This window comes from Dysgonomonas hofstadii (assembly GCF_014196915.1).
GTDB classification, from domain to species: Bacteria; Bacteroidota; Bacteroidia; order Bacteroidales; family Dysgonomonadaceae; genus Dysgonomonas; species Dysgonomonas hofstadii.
On the sequence record NZ_JACIEP010000002.1, the window covers coordinates 461,295 to 485,386 of the forward strand.

Annotated in this window: 19 protein-coding genes; 3 read left to right on the forward strand and 16 right to left on the reverse strand. The window is 39.6% G+C overall.

Annotation, left to right across the window (positions count from 1 at the left end; translation table 11 throughout):
- Positions 1 to 66 precede the first annotated feature (66 nt).
- Both cysK and GGR21_RS04005 read left to right on the forward strand, forming a co-directional pair.
- Positions 67 to 1,014 (forward strand): cysteine synthase A, encoded by a 948-nt coding sequence (gene cysK, locus GGR21_RS04000; protein WP_183305877.1) that lies wholly within the window; start codon positions 67 to 69, stop codon positions 1,012 to 1,014.
- A gap of 87 nt (positions 1,015 to 1,101) precedes the next feature.
- Positions 1,102 to 2,397 carry an O-acetylhomoserine aminocarboxypropyltransferase/cysteine synthase family protein gene (locus tag GGR21_RS04005; RefSeq protein ID WP_183305878.1) on the forward strand — a complete coding sequence of 432 codons (1,296 nt, stop codon included), beginning with the start codon at positions 1,102 to 1,104 and terminating at the stop codon, positions 2,395 to 2,397.
- A 62-nt stretch (positions 2,398 to 2,459) separates the two neighbouring features.
- Here GGR21_RS04005 and GGR21_RS04010 read toward each other — a convergent pair whose 3' ends face one another.
- The 16 genes from GGR21_RS04010 to dut form a co-directional block, all read right to left on the reverse strand.
- The gene (locus GGR21_RS04010; RefSeq protein WP_183305879.1) at positions 2,460 to 2,960 is read right to left on the reverse strand and encodes an OmpH family outer membrane protein; all 501 of its coding nucleotides are present in this window, start codon (positions 2,958 to 2,960) and stop codon (positions 2,460 to 2,462) included.
- Positions 2,961 to 3,017: 57 nt separating this feature from the next.
- On the reverse strand, positions 3,018 to 3,533 hold the full coding sequence (locus GGR21_RS04015; RefSeq protein ID WP_183305880.1) for an OmpH family outer membrane protein: 516 nt from the start codon (positions 3,531 to 3,533) through the stop codon (positions 3,018 to 3,020).
- A 92-nt stretch (positions 3,534 to 3,625) separates the two neighbouring features.
- Positions 3,626 to 6,304: an outer membrane protein assembly factor BamA gene (bamA, locus tag GGR21_RS04020; RefSeq protein ID WP_183305881.1), complete on the reverse strand. Its 2,679-nt coding sequence runs from the start codon at positions 6,302 to 6,304 to the stop codon at positions 3,626 to 3,628.
- 58 nt (positions 6,305 to 6,362) lie between these two features.
- Positions 6,363 to 7,112 (reverse strand): isoprenyl transferase, encoded by a 750-nt coding sequence (locus GGR21_RS04025; RefSeq protein ID WP_183305882.1) that lies wholly within the window; start codon positions 7,110 to 7,112, stop codon positions 6,363 to 6,365.
- A gap of 18 nt (positions 7,113 to 7,130) precedes the next feature.
- Positions 7,131 to 7,838: a type IX secretion system protein PorG gene (gene porG / locus GGR21_RS04030; RefSeq protein ID WP_183305970.1), complete on the reverse strand. Its 708-nt coding sequence runs from the start codon at positions 7,836 to 7,838 to the stop codon at positions 7,131 to 7,133.
- A gap of 83 nt (positions 7,839 to 7,921) precedes the next feature.
- Positions 7,922 to 9,286 (reverse strand): DUF6242 domain-containing protein, encoded by a 1,365-nt coding sequence (locus GGR21_RS04035; protein ID WP_183305883.1) that lies wholly within the window; start codon positions 9,284 to 9,286, stop codon positions 7,922 to 7,924.
- A 78-nt stretch (positions 9,287 to 9,364) separates the two neighbouring features.
- On the reverse strand, positions 9,365 to 10,426 hold the full coding sequence (gene ribD / locus GGR21_RS04040; RefSeq protein WP_183305884.1) for a bifunctional diaminohydroxyphosphoribosylaminopyrimidine deaminase/5-amino-6-(5-phosphoribosylamino)uracil reductase RibD: 1,062 nt from the start codon (positions 10,424 to 10,426) through the stop codon (positions 9,365 to 9,367).
- A 150-nt stretch (positions 10,427 to 10,576) separates the two neighbouring features.
- The gene (locus GGR21_RS04045) at positions 10,577 to 10,954 is read right to left on the reverse strand and encodes a RidA family protein (protein ID WP_183305885.1); all 378 of its coding nucleotides are present in this window, start codon (positions 10,952 to 10,954) and stop codon (positions 10,577 to 10,579) included.
- A gap of 33 nt (positions 10,955 to 10,987) precedes the next feature.
- Positions 10,988 to 11,725 (reverse strand): 23S rRNA (guanosine(2251)-2'-O)-methyltransferase RlmB, encoded by a 738-nt coding sequence (gene rlmB, locus GGR21_RS04050; RefSeq protein ID WP_183305886.1) that lies wholly within the window; start codon positions 11,723 to 11,725, stop codon positions 10,988 to 10,990.
- Positions 11,726 to 11,746: 21 nt separating this feature from the next.
- Positions 11,747 to 13,405 carry an amino acid permease gene (locus tag GGR21_RS04055; protein WP_183305887.1) on the reverse strand — a complete coding sequence of 553 codons (1,659 nt, stop codon included), beginning with the start codon at positions 13,403 to 13,405 and terminating at the stop codon, positions 11,747 to 11,749.
- A gap of 9 nt (positions 13,406 to 13,414) precedes the next feature.
- Positions 13,415 to 14,347 carry a GNAT family N-acetyltransferase gene (locus GGR21_RS04060; protein WP_183305888.1) on the reverse strand — a complete coding sequence of 311 codons (933 nt, stop codon included), beginning with the start codon at positions 14,345 to 14,347 and terminating at the stop codon, positions 13,415 to 13,417.
- On the reverse strand, positions 14,337 to 15,212 hold the full coding sequence (locus GGR21_RS04065; RefSeq protein ID WP_183305889.1) for a sugar 3,4-ketoisomerase: 876 nt from the start codon (positions 15,210 to 15,212) through the stop codon (positions 14,337 to 14,339). The genes GGR21_RS04060 and GGR21_RS04065 overlap by 11 nt, the downstream gene beginning before the upstream one ends.
- A 17-nt stretch (positions 15,213 to 15,229) precedes the next feature.
- Positions 15,230 to 16,504 carry a murein hydrolase activator EnvC family protein gene (locus GGR21_RS04070; RefSeq protein WP_183305890.1) on the reverse strand — a complete coding sequence of 425 codons (1,275 nt, stop codon included), beginning with the start codon at positions 16,502 to 16,504 and terminating at the stop codon, positions 15,230 to 15,232.
- Positions 16,501 to 17,355 carry a DUF4292 domain-containing protein gene (locus tag GGR21_RS04075; RefSeq protein ID WP_246347982.1) on the reverse strand — a complete coding sequence of 285 codons (855 nt, stop codon included), beginning with the start codon at positions 17,353 to 17,355 and terminating at the stop codon, positions 16,501 to 16,503. Before GGR21_RS04075 ends, GGR21_RS04070 begins: the two co-directional genes overlap by 4 nt.
- Positions 17,330 to 19,123, reverse strand: a complete 1,794-nt coding sequence (locus tag GGR21_RS04080; protein ID WP_183305891.1) for a tetratricopeptide repeat protein — start codon at positions 19,121 to 19,123, stop codon at positions 17,330 to 17,332. Before GGR21_RS04080 ends, GGR21_RS04075 begins: the two co-directional genes overlap by 26 nt.
- 23 nt (positions 19,124 to 19,146) lie before the next feature.
- A complete protein-coding gene (dut, locus tag GGR21_RS04085; protein WP_183305892.1) occupies positions 19,147 to 19,581 on the reverse strand; it encodes a dUTP diphosphatase in 435 nt (144 codons plus the stop codon).
- A 261-nt stretch (positions 19,582 to 19,842) separates the two neighbouring features.
- Between dut and GGR21_RS04090 the strand changes: the two genes are divergently transcribed.
- Positions 19,843 to 23,820, forward strand: coding sequence for a hybrid sensor histidine kinase/response regulator transcription factor (locus tag GGR21_RS04090; protein ID WP_183305893.1), 3,978 nt, complete (start codon positions 19,843 to 19,845; stop codon positions 23,818 to 23,820).
- Positions 23,821 to 24,092 lie beyond the last annotated feature (272 nt).

The window sequence follows — 24,092 nt, forward strand, 5'->3', positions numbered from 1 at the left end:
CATAAACCCTTAAAACCTTGTACCTTTGTAACAATTAATCATTGAAACAAATAAAAGATATTCGTTATGAGTAAAATAGCAAAAAAACTAACAGACCTTATAGGTAACACACCTTTACTGGAACTATCCAATTTTAATAAGAAGCACGGGATCGATGCCCACCTGATTGCCAAACTGGAATATTTCAATCCGGCATCGAGTGTAAAAGACCGTATTGCAAACGCAATGATTGAGGATGCTGAAGCGTCGGGTATATTAAAACCTGATAGTGAACTTATTGAGCCTACCAGCGGGAATACCGGTATAGGACTGGCTTTTGTAGCAGCAGCAAAGGGATATAAATTAACCCTTACCATGCCCGAAACCATGAGTATCGAACGCCGTAATCTGTTGAAAGCTCTGGGGGCAAATATAGTGCTCACTCCGGGACCCGATGGTATGAAAGGAGCAATAGCCAAAGCCGAAGAACTTCAAAGAGAGAACCCTAAAGCTGTATTATTGCAACAGTTTGCCAATCCTGCTAATCCCGCAATACATAGAAAAACAACCGCAGAGGAAATCTGGCGCGATACAGATGGCAAAGTAGATATATTTGTATCCGGTGTAGGAACGGGGGGAACTGTCAGTGGTGTCGGTGAAGTTCTGAAAAAATATAACCCGGATGTAAAGATTGTGGCTGTTGAACCAAGTGACTCTCCGGTATTATCAGGAGGCAAACCCGGGCCGCATAAAATACAGGGAATCGGAGCTGGATTTATCCCAAAAACTTATGATGCATCTGTGGTTGATGAAGTAGTCCAAGTGAGTAATGACGATGCCATCAGAGCAAGTCGAGAACTGGCTCGTGAAGAAGGTCTGCTGGTGGGTATATCATCCGGAGCAGCTGTCTTTGCAGCTCTTCAACTGGCCAAAAAATCCGAGAATAAAGGGAAAAACATTGTAGCTATATTACCCGACACAGGAGAAAGATACCTGTCTACGGTACTATATGCTTTCGAAGAATACCCACTTTAATCTATAATATAAAATTGTTTGGTTATCAATGGAAGAGTAATTGGCCTTAATAAGCCTGTTACTCTTTGTTTTAAATTCATGTAGCTTATGAGTAATTATAAATTTGAAACCCTGCAGGTGCATGCCGGGCAAGACAAAGATCCTGTTACCCGTTCACGGGCGGTACCCATCTATCAGACAACCTCCTACACATTCGACGATGCACAGTATGGGGCAGACCTGTTTGGTTTGCGTAAATTCGGCAACATCTACACACGCCTGATGAATCCGACTACAGATGTGTTTGAAAAACGAATTGCCGCTCTTGAAGGTGGAGCTTCGGCACTGGCAACTTCATCAGGGCAGTCAGCTCAATTTATCGCACTGAACAATATCCTTTCCGAAGGAGATAACTTTGTATCTACATCGCATTTGTACGGTGGCACATACAACCAGTTTAAAAGCCAGTTCAAACGGCTAGGTGTAGAAGCCCGCTTTACAGCTGATGACCAGCCGTCATCATTCGAGAAGTTGATAGATAATAAGACAAAAGCAATCTACCTGGAAACGATTGGTAATCCCGACCTGAATATACCCGACTTTGAAGCTATAGCAGCAGTTGCCGAAAAACACAATATTCCGCTTATTGTAGACAATACATTTGGCGCAGGTGGATATTTGTTCCGACCACTAGAGCACGGAGCATCTGTCGTTGTAGAAAGTGCTACCAAATGGATAGGAGGGCATGGGACATCTTTGGGAGGAGTAATTATAGACAGCGGAAAATTCAACTGGGGTAATGGCAAATTTCCTGAATTTACAGAGCCTTCAGACAGCTATCACGGACTTGTTTTCTGGAATGTATTTGGTACAGATGGTCCATTTGGAAACATTGCCTTTACCATAAGAGCCCGTGTAGAAGGTTTACGGGATTGGGGAAATACAATCAGTCCGTTCAATTCTTTTCTTTTGCTGCAAGGTCTGGAAACCCTCTCTCTCCGTGTAGACCGCCATTCTGAAAATGCTCTGGCAATAGCAAAATGGCTGGAGGAACATCCGAAAGTAGAATATGTAAATTATCCTGGACTAGAGAGCAGTCCTTATCATGCTTTAGCCAAAAAGTATTTTAAACGGGGATTTGGAGGAGTGTTGTCATTTAAGGTAAAAGGTACAGGTGAAAATGCTGATAAGCTTATTAATTCATTGGAACTGATCAGTCACCTGGCTAACGTGGGAGATGCTAAATCTCTCATTATCCATCCGGCGACCACCACTCATGAACAGTTGTCCGAAGAAGAGAAAATAATTTCGGGAGCGATACCCGGGTTACTTCGAATATCGGTAGGTATAGAGAACCTGGAGGATATTAAAGGAGATCTGAAGCAGGCGCTGTCCAGAATTTAGAATAAAAAAAGACCAGATATTCTGGTCTTTTTTTATTTATATAGAATTTTCGATTATTTTTTTTAATCTGTTATCCCTAATTTGGTTTTTACAAATTTAGTGGCATCTACTGCACTCGACCCTACATGTAGTAATGAAGCTGCATCAAGAATGTAAGTATAGTTATGCTCATCGCCTACATCCTTTATAGCCTGTCTCATTTTCTGCTGTACAGGCGCAAGCAATGTTTGATGCTCTCTTTCATATTCGCCCTGGCTAGCCTGCATGTAGTCCTGATATCTTTTTTGAAGGGCTTCTAATTGGTTTTGCCTGTCAACAAGAATACTTTCTGTAACCTCAGTAGAATCGCCACGAAATTTCTCCAGTAAATCGTTGTATTCTTTTTCAATGGCGGCTGCATTCTTTTGTATTGTTTCTCTCTTAGTCGCCAGTTTTGTTTCAATATCTTTCAGTTCCGGCATTTTAGAGAAAACCTCATTGGAATTGATAAATGCAATTTTATCTTGGGCAAAGATGGTTACCGGTGCTACAATAAGCAGTAACAGGAATAGCTTTTTCAACATAGTTATAATTTCTTTTTTAGTGGTTAATTCTATATTTGTGGAGACAAATATAAATAATTATTTTGAATATCCGAGCTTCTGAAGGACTTCATTACTAATGTCAATCCTCGGAGATGCAAAAATAACACTTTCGGCTGATGCCCTGTCTAAAACCAGTTGATAACCTTTAGCTTCGGATATTTCTTTTATGGCCTCGTATATATCATCCTGAATAGGCTTTATAAGCGCCTCTCTCTGTTTGAATAATTCACCTTCGGCTCCGAAATATTTCCTGTTCAACTCTTGCAGACTCTTTTCTTTCTCTACAATTTCGTTTTCTCTTTTGGTCTTTTGTTCGGGAGACAGTAATATCAGATCTGTCTGATATTTTTTATACATATTTTTTACATCCTGCTGAACTTTCTCAACTTCTCCCTGCCATTTCTTAGACATGACTTCTATCTGCTCCTGAGCGGTTTCATAGCTACTTATATTCTTAAGTATGTATTCCATGTCTATCAGCGCAAATTTTTGGGCGTAGCTGCCTGTAGACACGCCTAAAAATAATACAAATAGTAAAATCAATTTCTTCATAACTGCTATTTTTTAATATATAAATATTAGACATCATGTCTGTGTTTTTGTTTACTCTGTCCAATATAAATAATGTTAAATCCCTCTTTTTCTTAGAATTCCTGTCCTATGATAAAGTGGAACTGGCTGCCACTACTATCCCGGCTTCCTCTTATCGGATCGAAACCATAAGCCCAGTCGATTCCCATCAACCCGATCATTGGCAACATAATACGTGCACCAAATCCGGCAGAACGTTTCAGATCGAATGGATTAAATTTCTTCAGATCGTCCCATGCGTTACCAGCTTCAACAAATCCCAATATATAGATGGTAGACGATGGTTCGAGAATAAGTGGATATCTCAATTCAAGTGCCAGACGTGAATATGCGCTGGCCTGTGTACTTAATGATCCGTTTTCATAACCACGCAATCCGATAGTTTCTGTTGCATATGTACTTGAATATCCTGACATACCGTCTCCCCCTACATAGAATGTTTCGAATGGTGATTTTTTATCTTTATTAAAGTAGCCTACAAATCCATATTCGGCACGGGTCATCAACACAGGAGTACGTTTTGAATCCATATTTGCCAAAGCGGTAAATGTCTTGGCTTTGAATTTCCATTTATGATATTCTATCCACCTGAATTTTTCTGCTGGTTCATAGTAATTGTCAACCTTCTTCATCGATGCATAATCCTTTCCATCCCACAATGAGAATGGAGGTGTAACCTGAAGGCTCAATGAAATGTCTGTACCACGACGCGTATAGACCGGATTATCAATAGATCGCCTGTTCAGTGACAAGTTAAGACTCAGATTGTTGGCTGTTCCATCTTTTACTATGAAATAGGCCCAGTCCTTCATTTTATATAACTGATATGATAATTCTGCCTGTACATAGAAATAATCATCAGGCCAGTTCAAACGTTTTCCATATCCTACTGATAGTCCCATCACCTGGATAGACTTATTCGGGTCTGCTCCAAATTCATAGCTATTACCATAACCATAGCTATTACCGTATCCATACCCGTAACCATATCCATAGCTATACGGATCATAATAGCTGCTGTTTTGTAAATAACGGCTGTTGATGTCTGTCTGTTTTGAATAGTAAGCACCTACAGAGAGCGAATTAGGTCTCTTTCCGCCAAACCAAGGATCCATAAACGATACAGAATACGACTGATAGTATTTGGCATTGGTCTGCGCACTCAATACAAGAGTTTGTCCTTCACCCTGAGGTATGATACCTTTATATGATTTTGGATTAAGCAAATTCTTCAAAGAAAAGTTTGTAAACTTGAGACTCAATTTTCCGATAATCCCTGTTTGTCCCCATCCGGCAGAGAATTCAACCTGGTCGTTAGCTTTAGACACTAATGGTAAACCTATATCCACTGTACCGGATTCTGGATCAGGAACAATTCCCGGATTCAGATTCTCAGGATCGAAATGTCCTGTCTGTGCAATCTCACGTAAAGACCGAACAATATCATCACGACTATAAAGTGCCCCTGGTTTAATCCGAAGTTCGCGACGGACTACATCTTCATATACCCTATCATTACCCGAAATAGTAACTTTACGAATAGTAGCCTGAGGCCCTTCGGTAATTCTTATTTCAAGATCAATAGAATCTTTATCTATATTCACTTCAACAGGATCGGCATTGGAAAATATATAACCGTTATTTTGATAGAAGATGTTCATTACAGCCTCGTCTTTAACCATAAGGTTCTCAGTCAGTTTCTTCTGATTATAGACATCACCCGGCTTCATATTCAACAAGGTTTGCAGCTTCCATGTAGGCTCAATTGTATTACCAACCCATTTTATATCTTTGATGAAATATTGTTTCCCTTCATCTACTTTGATATTGATATTTACCTTATCGGGCTTTTCTGAATCGGAATAAACTGTATCCCAAACAATTGCCGCATCACGATACCCCAATTCATTGTATTTTTCGATCAGTAGATCCTTATCTTCCTCATAGCTTTCAGGCACATATTTAGTTGAACGGAGGAAGTTTCTTATCCAGGCATTGAAGTTACTCTTATGGCGGGTTTTCTTCATTGCCTTCTCTAAAGTACTGGATTTTACCTCTGAATTCCCTTCTATCGCTATTGTATTAACCTTTGTCTTATTCTTCTTAACAACATCCACATGGAGTATAATATGGTTTTCTTTCGACAGATCAGGCTCTTCGGTAAGATTTATCTCAGCCTTGTTAAAACCTTTTTCATCAAAATATTTTTTAATAATGGTCCGGGCCCTGTCCATTTTATTCGGAGTTATCTGCAGATTTCTCTCCATCCCTATCCGGGATTCAATATCCTGACGTTCTCCCTTTTTCATTCCCGTATATACGATATCTGAAATACGAGGACGCTCTTTCAACTTGATCTCCAACCATATTTTATTTCCTTCTACTTTTGTCGCAAGTATTTTCACATCGGAAAATAAACCCTGCCTCCAAAAACGCCTTACAGCATTTGTTATTTCGGCACCGGGAACCTCAATCTTATCGCCTACCTGCAATTGGGCGAAACCCAATATTGTGTAGTCTTCATACATAGGATTTTCAATTCCTGTAACCTTGATATCTGCTATTTCATACTTTTTACTTGTATTGTACGATATAACAGGTAAATCTTCTACATTTTCCTGTAAAATTTTATTGACATTTTTCAGTTCTGTACTATCTGCTATTTGAGCGGTTATTCCGGCAGAAACAGAAAAGAGGATGACAAACAGAATAAATAAACCTTTTTTGAACATATATATGGAAGTTACTTTCTAATGTTATTGTTTTAATCAGTGTTTTTTAGGTCGTGTCTCAAGATTTCCCTGATACCTGTTCGCTTGTTTTCCCAAAACGTCTTTCCCTGTTTTGGTATTCAACAATGGCCTTATATATAGATTCTTCATTGAAATCGGGCCACAATTCATTGGTAAAATAGAGCTCTGAATATGCGATCTGCCATAACAGGAAATTACTTATGCGCAATTCCCCTCCTGTACGGATGAGTATGTCCGGATCAGGAATTCCGTTGGTCGCAAGATATGTACTAACAAGTGCTTCATCAATATTTTCAGCATTCATTTTTCCGTTTTTCACATCGTTGGCTATATTTTTTATCGCTTGTGTCAGCTCCCATTTCGAGGAATAACTCAATGCCAGCACAACGGTGGTTCCTGTACATTTGGAGGTTGTATCCAGACAGTATTGCAATGCTTCTTTAGTATCAGCAGGTAACCGGTCTATATCTCCAATCACCTTCACCCTGACATTGTTTTTCACCAGTTCCGGAGTTTCATTGGCCACAGCCTGTACCATAAGCGCCATAAGGGCTTTAACTTCTTCTTCAGGCCTTTTCCAGTTCTCGGTAGAGAATGTGTATAGAGTCAGATAAGCAATCTCAGCCCGTGAAGCGCCTTCAATGGCTCTCCGTACAGCCGAAATGCCTTCTTTATGGCCGAATGTCCGATCTAAATTTCTCTGTTTTGCCCATCTGCCGTTGCCATCCATTATGACAGCAATGTGATGGGGTAACCTTTCTTTATCTATCTGGTCGAGAAATGACATCTAAATCTTATTTTGTTATTAATCTATATTCAAGCATGGACAAACTCTGGGACCAAAATCCCAGGTAACAGTAAACATTGTTAAGGAGTACCAGTCATTATTTTTCAGAAAACTCCCCTTTATTTCATACGGTTCATCCAGATTAAAATCATCTCCTCTTTTTGTAACATCGAACGTGTCGCTGAACAATTTGCGGAAAGAAAACTCAAATCCGAGATTCCACCGGTCTCTAATCTTATATTTTACTCCTATCCCTATAGGAACATTAACATCCAGAAAAGTTTTTTGTCCGGAACCGAGTGTAAGCCCTACTCCGGTAAAAATATAAGGTGATACCCTCTTTGTTCCCAGATATGAGAATTTGTCACTATAATTAAAAAAATTAAACTCAATTTGCGTCCCCAGTTCATAAAACATCCGGCTGAAAGATGTTTCTTGGCTAAAGGGAAATTTATTCCCCGACTTACGGGTATCTCCAGAGACTTTCCCTATAACGAAGTTACTTTTCACAGACCATCTTAAATCGGGGTTATACCTGAATATAACACCTGCTGACAACCCGGGATCTTTGTACAATTTCGTTTTATTGGCATCTCCCATATAAAAAGATGTACCCGCCATCCCTCCTATCTCGAACTTATAGTCATCCTGCGCTACTGATTTAGTTAAAAAGAAGAATAAGAAGACGATAAGCAGAAAAGTATATTTGATTTTTCTTTTATCCATCATGGTTCGTTTACACTGCATCTATTCTTCTAACGCAAAAAATGGGACTATAAGTATACAGGACGTAAATATTAATTCCAGTCTTATGGGTTGAGTTTATTCAACCGCCCTTTCCAGATATCTAAAACCGGAAAATCTCCTGTACCTGAAATTCCGCCGAATATCCAGATATTATTCTCATCATCTACAATAACAGACTGAGCTGTAGTGCTTACCATATCAGCACTAAACTGCTCTTTATCGGGAGCAAGATTCCAGCTGTCAGCAAACATTGACTTATAGAACTTATTATCTGTCAATGCATACAAATAGCCGTCGTACATAAAGCTAGCAATACCGGCCTTAGCTGCAAAACGATTATGTTGTTGATTCGATGTTACTCTAAATACCCCACTTCCGTCAACCTGCATAAACCAGGTTAGATTTGAATAACTGTTATCTGCTTTTTGTCCGGCTGTTACTGCCAGTATATTTTTATTCAGATTACTTCTGTCATAATTTGTTACCGAAGAAAACCCTGAGAAAGAGATACCTGCCGACTCGAAATCACTCAATATCCTAATAGGGTCTATCGTTGCCATATCGGTAGTTTTAGCAAAAGAATCCTGAGTTCCGTCTGTTATTACCAGTAACGCATCCTTATCGGCAGAAGCACCTGGTAAAACCCCTAACAAGGCTTTAATTCCGCTACTCTTTTGTGACCAGTTAATACCATCAGAAGAACTATAACCGTTCTTCGATTTATCTATAGCATAGAACTTTCCATTAAACAGAGTAATACTTTCCAGCAGAACGTCCGATGCATTTATTCCGTTTATAGGCAGCTTCGTTTCATAATCAGTTACAGCGGCATTTGTTTTATGTAGATAGAACTGATTATCTTTATCTATAGAAAATGTATAGAAACCATCATTTTCTTTTAAAAGAGTTTTCTGCTCTTTTACAGATGATGGTATTAATAAAACCTGTTTATTCCAATTTATAAGCTCGGGGTCAACTTTTCTTATTCGTATGTCAATTGTATATTCTCTGGTAGAGGTTGCGCCAACAGCTGCTGTCACCTTGAAATTAGGATGCAAAGAGAAATCTACTGAATCACTACCATTCCACTCAGCTACTGAATCGGCATAGATTAATTCCACCTTGCTTGGAGTAGCTGACGAGTATGAAATTGTTACCGCATAATTCTTTAGCCTAGTCTGATAAGGCAGGGAATCTCTGTTATATATTATCCGGTTGCCCTGATCGATAGAAAACAAGGTCGATGCCAATATCGGATAATTCACCGAGTCAACCGCATTATCTGCTATGGCTGCAAGTGCAAACGAGTATATCTGCGCATCTGCCGAGGCATCTAAAGAAATGGTATCAGAGTCGCTGTTACACGAACTCAATGTAATAATAGCGAGTACAAAAAACAGCAGTTTATTAATATGCTTCAATTTCATTAGTTTAAACAAATTTATTCAAATATCAATTTGCAAAAATAGAAAGAATTTCGGCTTACGCGTCAATAAATCTAATATTTATAAAATTTTATAGTTATCCCTGAAGGCTAAATGCCTTTGCCGGGAAGTCCTCCAATCGTATTCATCTATAAGATGTCCGTCAATAACCGGAGCCTCAACTCCAGCTCTAAAAATCTGATCTGATCTTTCAATGTAAGCTTCATCCCAAAGTTCTTTATCGATAAGGCTTTGCAATACTTCCTTTCCCCCTTCAACTAAAACAGAATTTATCTTACGTTTCTTCAACTCCGAAAAAACAGACTGAAAAAGATTATCGTCAAAACAAAGCTTGATAAAAGTAATATTTTCCAAAGATTCTCTATCCTTTTCTGTGAAAACAATGGTTTCCACATTACCATCAAACAATTTATAGTCAGAAGGAATACGCCCCTGCCTGTCTAATACCACACGGATTGGGTTTTTACCATACCAAAATCTTGTAGTCAAAGATGGGTTGTCATTGACGGCTGTATTTGTTCCGACCATTATAGCAGACACTTCGGCTCGTTTCTTATGAACCAACATCTGCATAAAGTCATTAGATATAGGAGTCGGAGAAGGCACTTCGCCCTCAATACGTTTCTTATCAATAAAGCCATCTCTTGTTTGTGCCCATTTAAGGTACACGTAAGGACGGTTTTGTATTTGAGCAGTAAAAAATTCTTTATTCAGAAACCTTGCCTCTTCCTCAAGTACCCCCATAACAACTTCAATACCTGCATCCTGCAACATTTTAATACCTCTACCCGAAACAGACGGGTAAGGGTCGAGGCATGCTACCACAACACGTGGTATCTGCTGATCTATAATCAGTTGTGCACAAGGAGGGGTCTTCCCGTAATGTGAGCATGGTTCAAGAGAAACATAGATTGTAGAATCCTTCAGAATAGACTTGTCTTTCACGCTGCTTATAGCATTCACTTCGGCATGGGCTTTTCCGTAACGACGATGATAGCCTTCGCCTATTATCTTATCCTGATGAACAATAACAGCACCAACCATCGGATTGGGAGCGACATAGCCACTTCCGTTCAAGGCCAATTGTAAACAGCGGTACATGTATTTGTTATCTACATCCATTCTTTTAAGTTTCTGTAATGAGAGAAACGCAATTATTGCAACTATATTTTAATGAATGCCAATAAAAATGATTATTGGTATCTTTTTTTTAACAAAGTTCAAATTTGCCCTAATACAACAAAAGGGCCTAAAGCCCTTTCTATATGCTAATTATCTGGATGCTATCACTTCTATTTCCACCATTGCTCCTTTAGGCAGATCTTTCACAGCAAAAGCCGAACGTGCCGGAAATGTTCCTGTAAATTGGGTGGCATATACCTCATTCATTCCTCCGAAATACGCTATATCGGAAAGGAAAACTGTTGTTTTCACAATATTATCAGTCGTTAATCCGGCTTCAGCCAGAATAGCTTTAATATTTTGGAACGACTGGGCGGTCTGCTCTTTGATATCTCCATCCGGAAAATCTCCTGTGGCAGGATTAACCGGTAATTGTCCCGATATAAACACAAAACCGTTTACTTCAATTGCCTGACTGTAAGGCCCAATTGCTGCAGGAGCCTTATCTGTTGCTATTACTTTTTTCATTAATTAATTAATTTATTTGTTTTGAGGTTTATACTATTGATTTCTTTGCCGTATTACTTCATAAATTAAAACTCCGGCTGCTACTGATACATTCAACGATCCAATGGTTCCATACTGAGGAATTTTCACCAGGTTATCCACTATCCGCAGATTCTCGTTAGATACCCCTGTATCTTCTGCTCCCATAACGATGGCCACAGGCCCGCCATAATTAGCTTCAGTATAATTAACAGCTCCCCGTTCCGTAGCAGCAACAACTGTTACTCCGCTATTTTTAAGAAACTGGATTGCATCGGTTAAGCTCTGCTCTTTACAAACCGGAATTTTCAGCAAAGCTCCTGCCGAAGTTTTCACAGCATCTGCATTTACTGTTACACTACCTTTAGCCGGTATAACAATGGCATCTACACCTGCCACTTCACAGGTACGTGCTATTGCCCCGAAATTGCGTACGTCGGTTATACCATCGAGCAAAACGATGAATGGGTCTTTGCCGTTTTCATACAGAAAAGGGATAATATCTTCTATTTGCTCGTATGTGATCGCAGATAGAAAAGCGATTACTCCCTGATGATTTTTACGGGTAAACCTATCGAGCCGCTCAGCAGGAACTCGCTGCACTGGAATATCCTTTGTTTTAAGCAAGGCAAATAATTCTTTCGACAAATCTCCTTGCAGCTCACGTCTTACAATGACTTTATCTATCTCTTTTCCGGCTTCGATAGCCTCTATCACGGCACGAATGCCAAAAATCATTTCTTTTTCTTTCATTCAGTATTATATTCTGCCTGTTTATTTTTGTGAGGCCAGCTTACTTTTCCTGTATCCGTATCCCAGGTATATAATCAACCCTATTGCCAACCAGATGATAAACATTACCCAGTTTGACCAGCCTAATTCAGTCATCAGATATAAATTAGTGAGAATGCCTAATACCGGCAATAACGAAAATTTATATTTGAATGCGGTAATTGACAGGCCTAGCCATACCGCCCAGAAAACAAGCAGTAATGGTTTATGGCTTATGACTTCAATAAAATCCGTCTTAACCAGGAACAAAGATACGGCAACTAGCAGTAAAATAAAAATGATATACTGTCCATTTATATACGGAACCTTAAATTTAGCCTTTTTACTATCTCCTTTGTGATCTAAAAACAAAACACCTGCACAAACCAAAATGAAAGCAAAGAAAGTACCCACGCTAGTCAAATCGACCACAAACTGCATATCAAGGAAAAGAGAGGGAATACAAACCAAAATGCCTGCGATAACAGTAGAAAATGAAGGTGTCTTATATTTCGGGTGTATTTTAGAGAATTTCGGCCACAAAAGCCCGTCACGGCTCATTGTCATCCAGATGCGGGGCTGTCCTATCTGAAAGACTAGGATAGCACTGGTTATAGCAACAATAGCTGTTGCAGATATAACGCCCGCCACGAAATTCATATCCACCACCTGAAAAACATAGGCCAGCGGATCATCCACACCTAATTCCTTATAATTGACCATACCTGTCAACACCAAAGCTATGGCTACATAGAGTATGGTGCAGATACCCAGACAATACATCATGGCGCGGGGCATATCCCGCTGGGGATTCTTACTTTCTTCAGCCGTGGTGGAAATGGAATCGAATCCGATGAATGCAAAAAACACGGCTGCCACACCGCCCAATACACCTGTCAGCCCATTAGGCGCAAAGGGAGACCAGTTGTCGGGCTTAACGAAAAATGCTCCGACAAGAATAACTGTCAGGATGATTGCAATTTTGAGGTATACAAGCAGATTATTAATCGTTTTTGATTCCTTTATTCCAATATACACAAGATAAGTAAGGGCTGTCACTACCAATCCTGCAGGCAGATTCACTAATACTTTCATCCCCATAAACTGAGGTGCATTCTGATAAGCCCGTGCTGCGCTACTTATATGATATGGCAAATTAGCATCCGCTCCGGCAGTGATCACCTCGTTATATGCCTTATGGGCTGTAGAATAGCCTATTGCCAGCCAGTCGGGCCATGCGATGCCGAACCCATGCAACAGAGTGGTAAAATATTCAGACCATGAAATGGCTATCACCATATTCGATACAGCATATTCCAGAATCAGTGCCCAGCCTATCACCCAGGCAAATACTTCGCCCAATGACACATATGTATAAGTATATGCACTACCACTGACCGAAATCATAGACGCAAATTGCGCATAGCATAAAGCTGTAAAAATACAGGCTATAGCTACAAAAACAAAAAGGAGCGACACTGCCGGTCCTCCATAAAATGCCGCACGTCCGATAGTGCTGAATATTCCTGCGCCGATAATGGCCGCAATCCCAAAAAGGGTCAGGTCTTTTACGCCTAATACCCGTTTCATGCCCGAACCAATAGCATCTTCTCCCGAAATGCTATCAATGTTCTTTTTCCTTATAAATGAGTTCAGATTCATTCTCTCTAATTACAGTTCTATTGTATAGATGTCATAAATAGTCGCCCGTGCTCCAAAACCCTCTTTCTGGTATATCAGATTCTCATTCAGATACCAGCCGTCGTTCTCAGTTGAAGTTCCGTAATCGAAATATTTCTTATCAGGATACGCCACATTAATAATATGATCGATAACAATATCCACCGCACCTTTATTTTTCCCCTCTTCTGTTGCAGCTGTATATTGAGCGTGGATGACAGTATCCGTCACGAAGACCAAACAGCCTCCTAATATCTGATCAGCATCCGTAACAGAAAAAAGATGAATATTGTTTGGGAATTTTGCTTCTAAATAAGTTATTTCAGCCAATGTGTGAACTGGCTTTTTATCATACCTTTCTTTCAGATTTGCGGAAAGTATTTGCCAGAAACTATCTAAATTATCAGATCGTTCTACCCTGAGATTATTTTTCTTTGCTTTCTTCAATCCATTCTTTCTGGAATCGGAATACTTGATTTTCTCGGGTAAAAAGATTGTGGATGATATATTTCTTGTTGTCAAAACAGCCTTATAACGGAACAGGGCATATAAATCCTCTTCAGAAGGCAGCTTATGATAGATGTGGGGAACAGCCTTATAAATTATCTTTTTTATCCCCTGATGACGAAAAGTCACAGTAAGATATTCAAATATTTCCATCACAAGGGAAGCCGTTGTTTGCTCACCCATAATAAGCCCTCCGTAAGTCAGTCCCTGATGAGAGTAGTAAATGCGATCCCTGATATGACCAGGCATCAGGGCAACAAGGCTGCCGCCATCATAAAACATTAACGAATAGTCGCCAAACCTGTCTCCATGATATTCTATAAAGTCCCTGTAAAAGAGAAATGTTCCATTCTTTGAATTCCTTACAAAACCATCCCACTCTGCTTTTAATCCGGATTTATAGATTTCAATCTTCATGCTGGCGATATTTTTTGAATTCTGAATATGTATCAATGTAATCTTCCGAATCGTAGACATCCGAGGCCAAGACAAGGCATACTACTCCTGCCGAGTAATTTTTCTGGGCAGCCCATACCCCGGGAGGGATGTGCAATCCCTGCATAGGGCTGTTCAGCAATACAGACTTTTTGTTTGTACCATCATCCAGTTCCACCTCAAAGCTACCGCTTGTGGCCACCAGTATTTCATGACAGGCTTTATGTGCATGCATTCCTCTTTTCACTCCCGAGGGAATATCGTATATATAGAATACCCTTCTGATGCTGAATGGAACATTCTCCATCCCTTGCACAGGAGTGATATTACCGGCACGGTTCCTGATTATGGGAAAATCTATAAGGGAGCAATCTGTAACGGTATTGTATCCGGATACCGGATTATCAGGACGGGACAACGAGGGAACGCCCCCAGACCTGTCGACGGACATGCTTAAGTGTTTTCTAAACTGCTTATAGTTACGAATATAATCTTCTTCACTGTATGGTTCGGAAGCAATAACAAGACACAAGGCATTCGTCGAAAAATTGTTGAGACTACGCCACACCATATTCGGAACATAAAGTGCATTATAGGAACGGTTCAATGTGTATGTTCGTATTTCTACCCCATCATTGAGGACGACATCGAAACTACCCGACAGGGCAATTATAACTTCATGCTGAGATTTGAATGCGTGGCTTCCCCTATGCTGTCCCCCCGGCACATCGTATATCCAGTAGGAACGGGCAATATTGAACGGAATGTGTTTTCCGGCCTCTATGAAAGAAAGATTTCCCCTCCGGTCGATAACCTTCGGTAGTTCTATTATGCGTACTCTTTTCATATTACCCGATCAAAAGGTTATCGTAGCCAGGGTTCAGGGTTTTGTTTGTTTGTACCCTGCCACAACTGGAAGTGAATCTCAGAGAATCCGGTGTCAGGATCAGTATATAATCTACCCAGACTCTGTCCGGTTTTCACCTTATCTCCCTGTTTTACATATATGGATTGTATATTACCATAGAAAGTATAGTAATTGCCGTGGCGGACAATGATGCAAGTATTATACCCCGGAATAGCGGCTACATACGTTATCTCCCCATTGAATACGGCTTTAGCTTCTGCCCCCGATTGAGAACGGATATCCAGTCCGCTGTTGAAAATAGTTACTGCAGGCCCCTGCTGACGTTTCCCGAAGCGGGAAGTTATCGTATAATTTCCTGAAATAGGATACGGCAGTTTCCCTCTGTTGGAAGCAAAATTATTAGAAAGGACAACATTTTCCGTTGTCATTTTTTCACTAGGCAAAGTAATGGATGGTTTAGTTTTACCTTTCGATGAAGCTGAACCCGATTTAGCCGCCTCTGCTTTTGCCTTTTCTGCAGCAATACGTTTGGCTTCACGCTCCTGACGGGCTACCTCTTCGGCTATGAGCTTGGCTATCTGCCTGTCTAAGGCTTCGGCTTGTTTTCTCTTCTGCGTAAGTATTTTTTGTAAATCTTTCTGCTTCTTCTGGGCTTCAGACACTTCCTGCTGAAAATTACCTTCCTCCTTTTTCAAATTGGCCTGTTCTGTAACACGTTGCCCCAGAAGAACTGTTTTCTCATTCCGGGTTTTAGCCAGAGCCTCTTTCCGCTCTTTCAGATTGTCGCTTTTTTCTTTTATCTCGTCGGCCTGTTTGCTTCTCCATTCTGAATAATCACGAAGATAACGCAACCGCCGGTATGACTCAGTCAAAGATTTCCCTGACAAGACAAAAAGCATACGATTTTCGCTCTGACGGTTACGCAACATACCGTCTATTGCTTTAGCATAGTTTTTCTGTTTTTCTTTCAGTTCGCCTTCAAGGACAATCACCTCAGACTCGATACGTTTTTGTTCAGCATCCAGACCATTTATTTCCTGCCCTAGTAGATCGAGCACTTTTTGACGCGAGAATATCTGATTGGATATTAATTTTATCCTATCCAGTAATGTTGTTGTAGTTTTCTTTGTATCAGACAGTAGTTTGTTCGTGTTCGAGATTTCGCGCAAAGCCTCTTTCCGCTGCCGTTCGAGCTCCTTGATATGGGGAGTACTTTGGGCAAAAGACGATATGCTAATCGCAAAAGCTAACAGAACAACGAATATTCTCATTTCGACTTAATATATGTTCCCATTAATTCTGTGAAATCGACACGCTGATATCTCGACGACACAGAATTATCTATACTTACATCCTGATCCAGTTCTAGTTTGTTATATGCTATTCCCAGATCAAAGCGTTTCTTTGCAATATCTACATTTGCTTCGATACGGGTAGGATAAATCAGTTCGTTATCCTGAATAAAATCGGAATAAGACCACTGCAAAGTTACTTTCTTCTTTTCATTATAGATGAGTGTGGACACCAGATGATCGGATGCGTCTATAGCAAAAGTATAAAGCATATCGCTCTTATCTTTTGTTTGCAGCATATAAGCATCTTTTGAGGCTATTATCCTCATTTTATCATAATTCTTTTTCTCTACGGATTTGGTTCCGGGTATGAATATCTTATTTGTAAACAAAGACTGAAGGTTATAAAAATTGAAATCGAAATTACTTGCCAGTTGAGAATCCTTAAATCTTTCGGCTACATATTGTTTATTCAGACGGTCAATGATTATTACACTGTCGGGAGTTATAGTAATGCGCATAGCTTCTCCTCCAAGAATTGGAATCCTGACCGAAGCCTGCAATACTTCATCTTTTATCAGTTTGTACACAGTATTCAGTTTCCGGCTTTTACTTCCCATCTTGAATTCTATACTTCCTTTAGCCGAAATCGTTTTATAATCTATCTCCTTGGATAAAACATCTGTAACAACCTGTTCCTGCGACTTTTTTGTCAATTCGCCCGTACCGGTTTCTATAATCTTCTTCGATTTACAACCATTCAAAAAAAGGATTGCTGAAATGAAGAACAGCAAAGCCAGTGTTTTATTTATTTTGTGTGATTTCATCATCCGAAATATATGTTTTTGTTTCTATTTTTTTGTCGAGCGTTTTCGACTTGCTATCGCCTTTTTCCTTTGCTCTTATCCAATACTCCAAAGCTTTTTCGGCATCATCCGTTTTGTAAAGCACATCTCCATAATGCTCCAGCACTTCGGCGCTGAGGTCTTCTCCTTTTTCCTCACTGTATTTCACTGCATTTTCGATATAAATCTTTGCGATGGTATAAGCTCCCTGTTGAAACAGTACCCAACCATATGTATCGAGATAAGTGGGGTTGGATGGCTCTGCCTTTATGGTAATACTACTCATTCGCTCTGCTTTATTCAGGTCTTTTTTTGCCACCGAAAGAAAATAACTGTAATTATTAAGAACACCGACATTGTTGGGATTGTAAGACAATGCTTTATCGTATGTGGCAAAAGCGCTGTCTGTCTTTTCCAGATGGTAGTACAGATCGCCTATTTGTCCATAGAAATCGGAAAGTAACCCTTTATTATTTTCATCTACATATTCCACACCTTTTTGTAGGGCTTCAAGGGCAGTAGCATAATCTTCTTTCATATATTCCGAAACACCCAGATAGAAATAGAACTGGGGCTGATCAGTTATATATTTCAAAGCCTCGTTGCAGATATTTATCGTTAAATCCAGGCTGTCTGGAAAAGCTGTGCTCAACATCTGTTCCCATCCGATCGGATTCGTAGGATTGGCTTCTGCAAACAATTGGTACTGAAACCGGGCCTCATCCTTCTTCTCCTGCATCATAAGCAGATTGCCGTACATCAGGTTCAGTTTTGGTTCCTGAGGATGTTGCGTCATCAATGTATCAAAAAGAGCATTTGCCGCACCTGTATCATTTTTATTTTGCTGCAACGACCCTACATATTGAGCCAGTATAGCCAGTTTGGTATCCACATCCATTTTAGGACTGATCAGAGCGGTATGCAATTCGTTTTCAGCAGCTTCCTTATTATTCGTCTGCTCATAGTATTCCGCCATAGATGAGATCAGATAAGGATCTTCCGGATCGATGGCTTTTGCCCTGCTGTATACCAGAAACGCATCTTCTTTTTTGCCGGCCTGCAGATATAAGTCTCCGAGCAGAATCTGGTATTTCAACTCGTTAGGATATTTATCTATATATTTCTGAATTTCAGCAAAGCCTTTGCTTTCCTGCTTCAGTGTAGCATATAATTGGTATTTTTGCAGGCTTATTTTCTCATTCAGACCAACTATCAGCTCCAGCTTATCTAATGTTTTAATAGCACTCTGCAAATCACCATCCATACGATACGATTCTGACAGATAAATATACAAATCCGTATTATCAGGATCTTCGTTAATGAGCTTCTCGAATTGTTCTATAGCATCGCTGTATTGTTTAAATTCGAGACATAATGTCGCATAAGCCATGTTGTAATAATAATTATCACTATCATAACTTACAGCTTTGCGGTACAGATCTATAGCCCTGTTTTTATTATCGAGGGAATTATAGTAATTACCTAACTCATACAAAACATGTGCATTAGTAGAATCTAACGCCATGCAGTACTTTAAATAATCGTATGCAGCATCATATTTATTGAGAGTCTTGGCATTCATAGCCTCGTAAAAATAATAATCGAATTTCCGCTTATTATCCGGCGATATGATCTGTGGTTGAGGTTCGCCTGCCACAGTTTGACTCACTTTCTGAGCTTTCTGCGAAAACACAGGAAAGATAGAAGATGTCACAAATAAGAAAATAAGAAATGTATAGAATTTTTTATACATAAAATAAAGGGATCGTTTCTTAATTATTTTTTACCGGTATGGCCAAATCCTCCGGCGCCCCGTTCGGTTTCGTTTATCTGATCTACTTCGTCCCAAACAACCTGGGCATGCTCTGCAATTACCATTTGGCAGATACGCTCTCCGTCATTTATAACAAAGTCCTCGTTAGATAAGTTTACCAGAATCACCCGGATCTCGCCTCTATAATCGGCATCGATAGTGCCCGGAGTATTCAACACAGTCAAACCATGTTTAAAAGCAAGCCCGCTTCGGGGACGTATCTGAGCTTCATATCCCTGAGGAAGTTCCAGAAATAACCCCGTAGGCACCAGGATTCTCTCTAACGGTTTTAGATACAATGGCTCGGAAATATTCGCTCTAAGATCGACTCCGGCAGAATAAGGAGTTGCATACTCCGGCAGCGGATGATGCGATTTATTTATTATTTTTACTTTCATTATTGCATTATTCTTATTGTGTGCGAAATTAGTTAATTCTTTGATATCTATCTTGTATATTGATAAAAATTAAGAATTTAAATACTAAGAAAATATTTCAATCAGGTTACGTGTTCTTCTTATTTTATTACTTTTGCTAAATTCGAAGAAAAGAAAAACATACTTAGTCGTTGAAATATGAGGTTTTTGTTTGCGGTATTTTTCACACTGTTTTCCATCCCCGGCTTTGCCTTAAATATATCAGATTATAGATTTCATACTATGCCGGAAACCTCCTATTATGGAGGGATACATAGTATTACTAAAGATAGTATCGGGCGAATTTGGTTTAGCGGATACGATGCTTTATTTGTCTATAATGGCAATTCGTTCGAACAAATGAATGATCTTGTCACAAGTATTCTGCCTAGTTCCTACTGGGCATACGGGCAAGTTATTACCGATAAATCGAAAAGATTGTACGTCGGCACTAACCAGGGATTATTACGCTTCAACTACCAGACCAAAAAATTCGACCGTATCTTAACCGGAAATGTAGGGTCGGTTATACCTGCTGAGGATGGGAATATATGGCTAATCAGGGATAACAAGATCGAATCGTTCCATCCCGACCATTTACCTGACATTACCCAATATCCGCTACCTTCAGACGTCGTTGTATCTACAATGTCATTAATATGTACAGAAGATCATATCTATATTTCCTCGAATGGCAATGTATACAGGTTGAACAAGGCTACAAAGCAATATAACCTGTTTTCGGCATTAGGGGATGATAGCTATGTAATAAGGGATGTAATAGAATATAATGAGTCGGTTTATATTCTTACGCATATGGATGGGTTATATAAATGTGATAATAATGGTAAAGTAACGAAGCATTACAATCTCTCACGCGAGTACGGGAAATCGGCCAGCACAAAAAAACTATATCTCGACTCTTCAAATACCGTCTGGGTAGCCACGCAATCCGGATTATTCCTGTTAGATCCACTAACGGAAGAAATGCATCAACTCCGGTTCAATCTTCATTATACATATTCCCTGCCAAATAATTCGGTATGGTCGATTTTTCCTGATCCGGATGGAGGTGTATGGATAGGCACATATGGAGGCAAGTTAGCCTATATGACTTTCTTCGACAACAATGTCAACTATTTCAAAGCTACCCCGGGAGGACTGAATCACCCTATAATAAGTTGCTTCGAAGAAGATAAAGAAGGCAATCTATGGATAGGCACAGAAGGAGGAGGTTTGAATTACTGGAACAGGAAGACCGATAAGTTCTTCTATTATACACAAGGAAACAAAACAGGAATAACATCAAATATGATAAAAAAGCTGCAATATGACGAAAAAACCAATTCTTTACAGATTTCGGCTTTCAACGGCGGCATGGAGCTATTCGATGCCAGGCAGCAACATTTTATAGACCAACGCATGCATCATCCCATAACCTCACAACAGTTAACCGTATATGACTTCGTTATGGAAAGTGACTCAGGTATTTGGATGACTGATCCCGATACCGAACTGATGTATAAAGATAAAAGAAAAGGAACTATAGAAATTGTCTCTATACTTGACTCTAAAGGAGCTATGGTTAGAATGCAGATTGAAACACTGTTTCGCGACAAGGGAAACAATCTCTGGCTGATAACCCACAACGGAGCATATATCGTAGATGTCAGCACAAGACGAATCATAAAACATTATTATATAGAAAACGCTCCTTATTCGGTGAATAACCTCTGTTCATTTTGTATTACATCCGAGTCTGATATTTGGTTTGGAACACGCGGCGGCGGCATAAACAGATTGAGTAAGGATGGTCGTTATGTGAATTTTGCAGAAAAAGACGGACTATTGGGAAAAACCGTTTTTGGTATACTGGAGGACACCTCTTCCAAAGACATATGGTTCAGCACCAATGATGGTTTGTATTATTACGACCATAAGAACGGGAAAATAAACAAATCCCAGATAGATAACCTGAGCTTGTGTGGCGCGTTCTATGTACGCGCATGCTACAAAACATCGCAGGGAGAAATGTTGTTTGGCGGAACAAACGGCTTTATTATGTTCACCCCGGGTAAAATAAAATATAACAATCAAAAGCCCAAAGTCTTTTTTACTGATCTACTTATCAATAGTAAAATAATTGCACCAAATGATAAAAACTCCCCATTGACAAAAGATATATCTACACTATCCTATTCCGAAAGATATGATGACAAGATAATACTATCGCATAAGCAGTCTAATATTGAAATACAGGTTTCGGCAAACAGCTATCTGGATGCTGAAAAAAATCAATACGCATACCGGATGATCGGGCTTTCAGACAAATGGAACCTTCTGCCCCGGGGACAGAAAACAATACAATTCTTTAATTTGCCTGCCGGTAAATACACCTTCGAGGTCAAGGCCGCCAACAACGACGGTTTGTGGGGCGATGAGGTTTCCACTTTACTTTTCGAGGTAAAGCCCTCGCCTTTCCTTTCCATTTGGGCATACATTGTCTACTCAATATTATTATTATTCATAGTATACTTTATATGGAGATATTTTACGAATAAGAAGATATTCAAGAACCGGCTCGAAATGGAACAGATCAAGGAGCAAAACATGCAGAAGCTCACTCAAGCCCGGATTAATTTCTTTACAAATATCTCACATGATCTTAAGACCCCACTTACTTTGGTCGTCGATCCGTTGAAACAACTAAAGGAGTATTTACCAGACGATCAATCGTCGAATGCGAACACCTATGTAAATCTTATTGAAAAGAACGTAAACCGCATTCAGCGAATGATCAGCCAGTTACTTCAATTCAGGGAAATAGAGAGTCAAAAAATCACATTCAACCTGCAACCCGGCGACCTGATCCAATATATCGGCGATATCTTCTCTTTATTTGAGCTTTATGCCAACAAAAAGGGAATAGAGACGGATATGAACCCTGATATTGAAAGCTTCTATACAAAATTCGATCACGATGCAGTAGAGAAGATCTTCACCAATTTATTTTCGAATGCCATAAAATACACATCTGAAGACGGATTTGTAGGGGTAAGAATCAGTAAAACTACCCAAGAAGAGATCACTGCTCTTGCTCTATCGGAAACAACAAATACAGGGTATATATCTGTTGCCATAACCAATACCGGCACAGAAATTCCCGATGACAAGAAAGAAGAGATATTTGAGTCATTCAATCGCCTGACTTCTGGCAAACCTGCGTTTGAAGAGAGTACAGGATTGGGTCTGGCCATTGTCAGGGAACTGGTTAATAGCCTGGAAGGGAAAGTTTTACTGCATTCCGGTGACTCGAAAGTCACTTTTACAGTAATCCTGCCTTTCTCTTTAAATATCGAAAAGGCCGATAGCAATGTTGTGTCGTATGAATATGCCATTTCCGAGATAGATAATATTCTGGCAGAATCAGAAGTGACCAATCTGAACGACAAGCGAAGCCGTAAAACACACAGTATTGTTGTCATAGAAGACGATCCTGATCTGAGAGCCTACATGGAACAACGGTTATCGGAATACCATAATGTATACACAGCAGTAAATGGCAATGAGGGTATAGCTAAAACTGAAAAAATATTTCCTCAGATCGTCATTACCGACCTGATGATGCCGGAAGCCGATGGTTTTGACGTTTGCCGCAATCTGCGCTCTAATATAAAAACAAGCCATATCCCGATAATTGTCCTTTCGGCAGTGGGTAAGAATACCGAATATAAGATAAAAGCACTGGAAAGCGGAGCAAATGTCTTTATCGACAAGCCGTTCGATATGGATTTCCTGCTCAAACAGGTGGATAATCTCATCAGGAATCAAAACGAACTCAAAGAATTGTACAGCAAGAAATATATTGCCGAACCGTCTAAGATCACGATATCCTCAATGGACGAAGAATTGCTGAAAAGAGCAATGGAGCAGATCGAACAGAACATCAGTAACTGTGAATATAATGTCGAGGCATTCGTTTCCGATATGGGTATCGGACGTACGCTTTTATACCAAAAGATAAACGATATAGTAGGAATGTCCATTAAAGAATTTATAATGGATGTCCGGCTTAAACGCAGCGCTCAACTATTAAAAGATTCAGATCTTACCATATCCGAAATAGCAATTCAAACAGGATTCAATAATCCTAAATACTTTAGTATTTGCTTTAAAAAACATTTCGAACTAACACCTACCGAATTTAAAAAGAAGCCGTAAAAGGCTTCTTTTTTTATGATAAGTATAAATTTTGTACGGCTCCGTACAAAATGAAACCATTTCCGAATAAATGAGTACCAGGGTATATTCGATTTTTATTCACCTTTGCTATAGACAAAGGCTAGATCCTGTTTTTCTTCTTCGATATACCTATACCATGAAATGGAATAAATAGAATCTACTTGCCATACCCTAATAAAAACAACAGTCTAAAACCATAAGAATATTTCAATAATCTAACCTTAAAGCATATGAAAATAACAAGAGAAGAT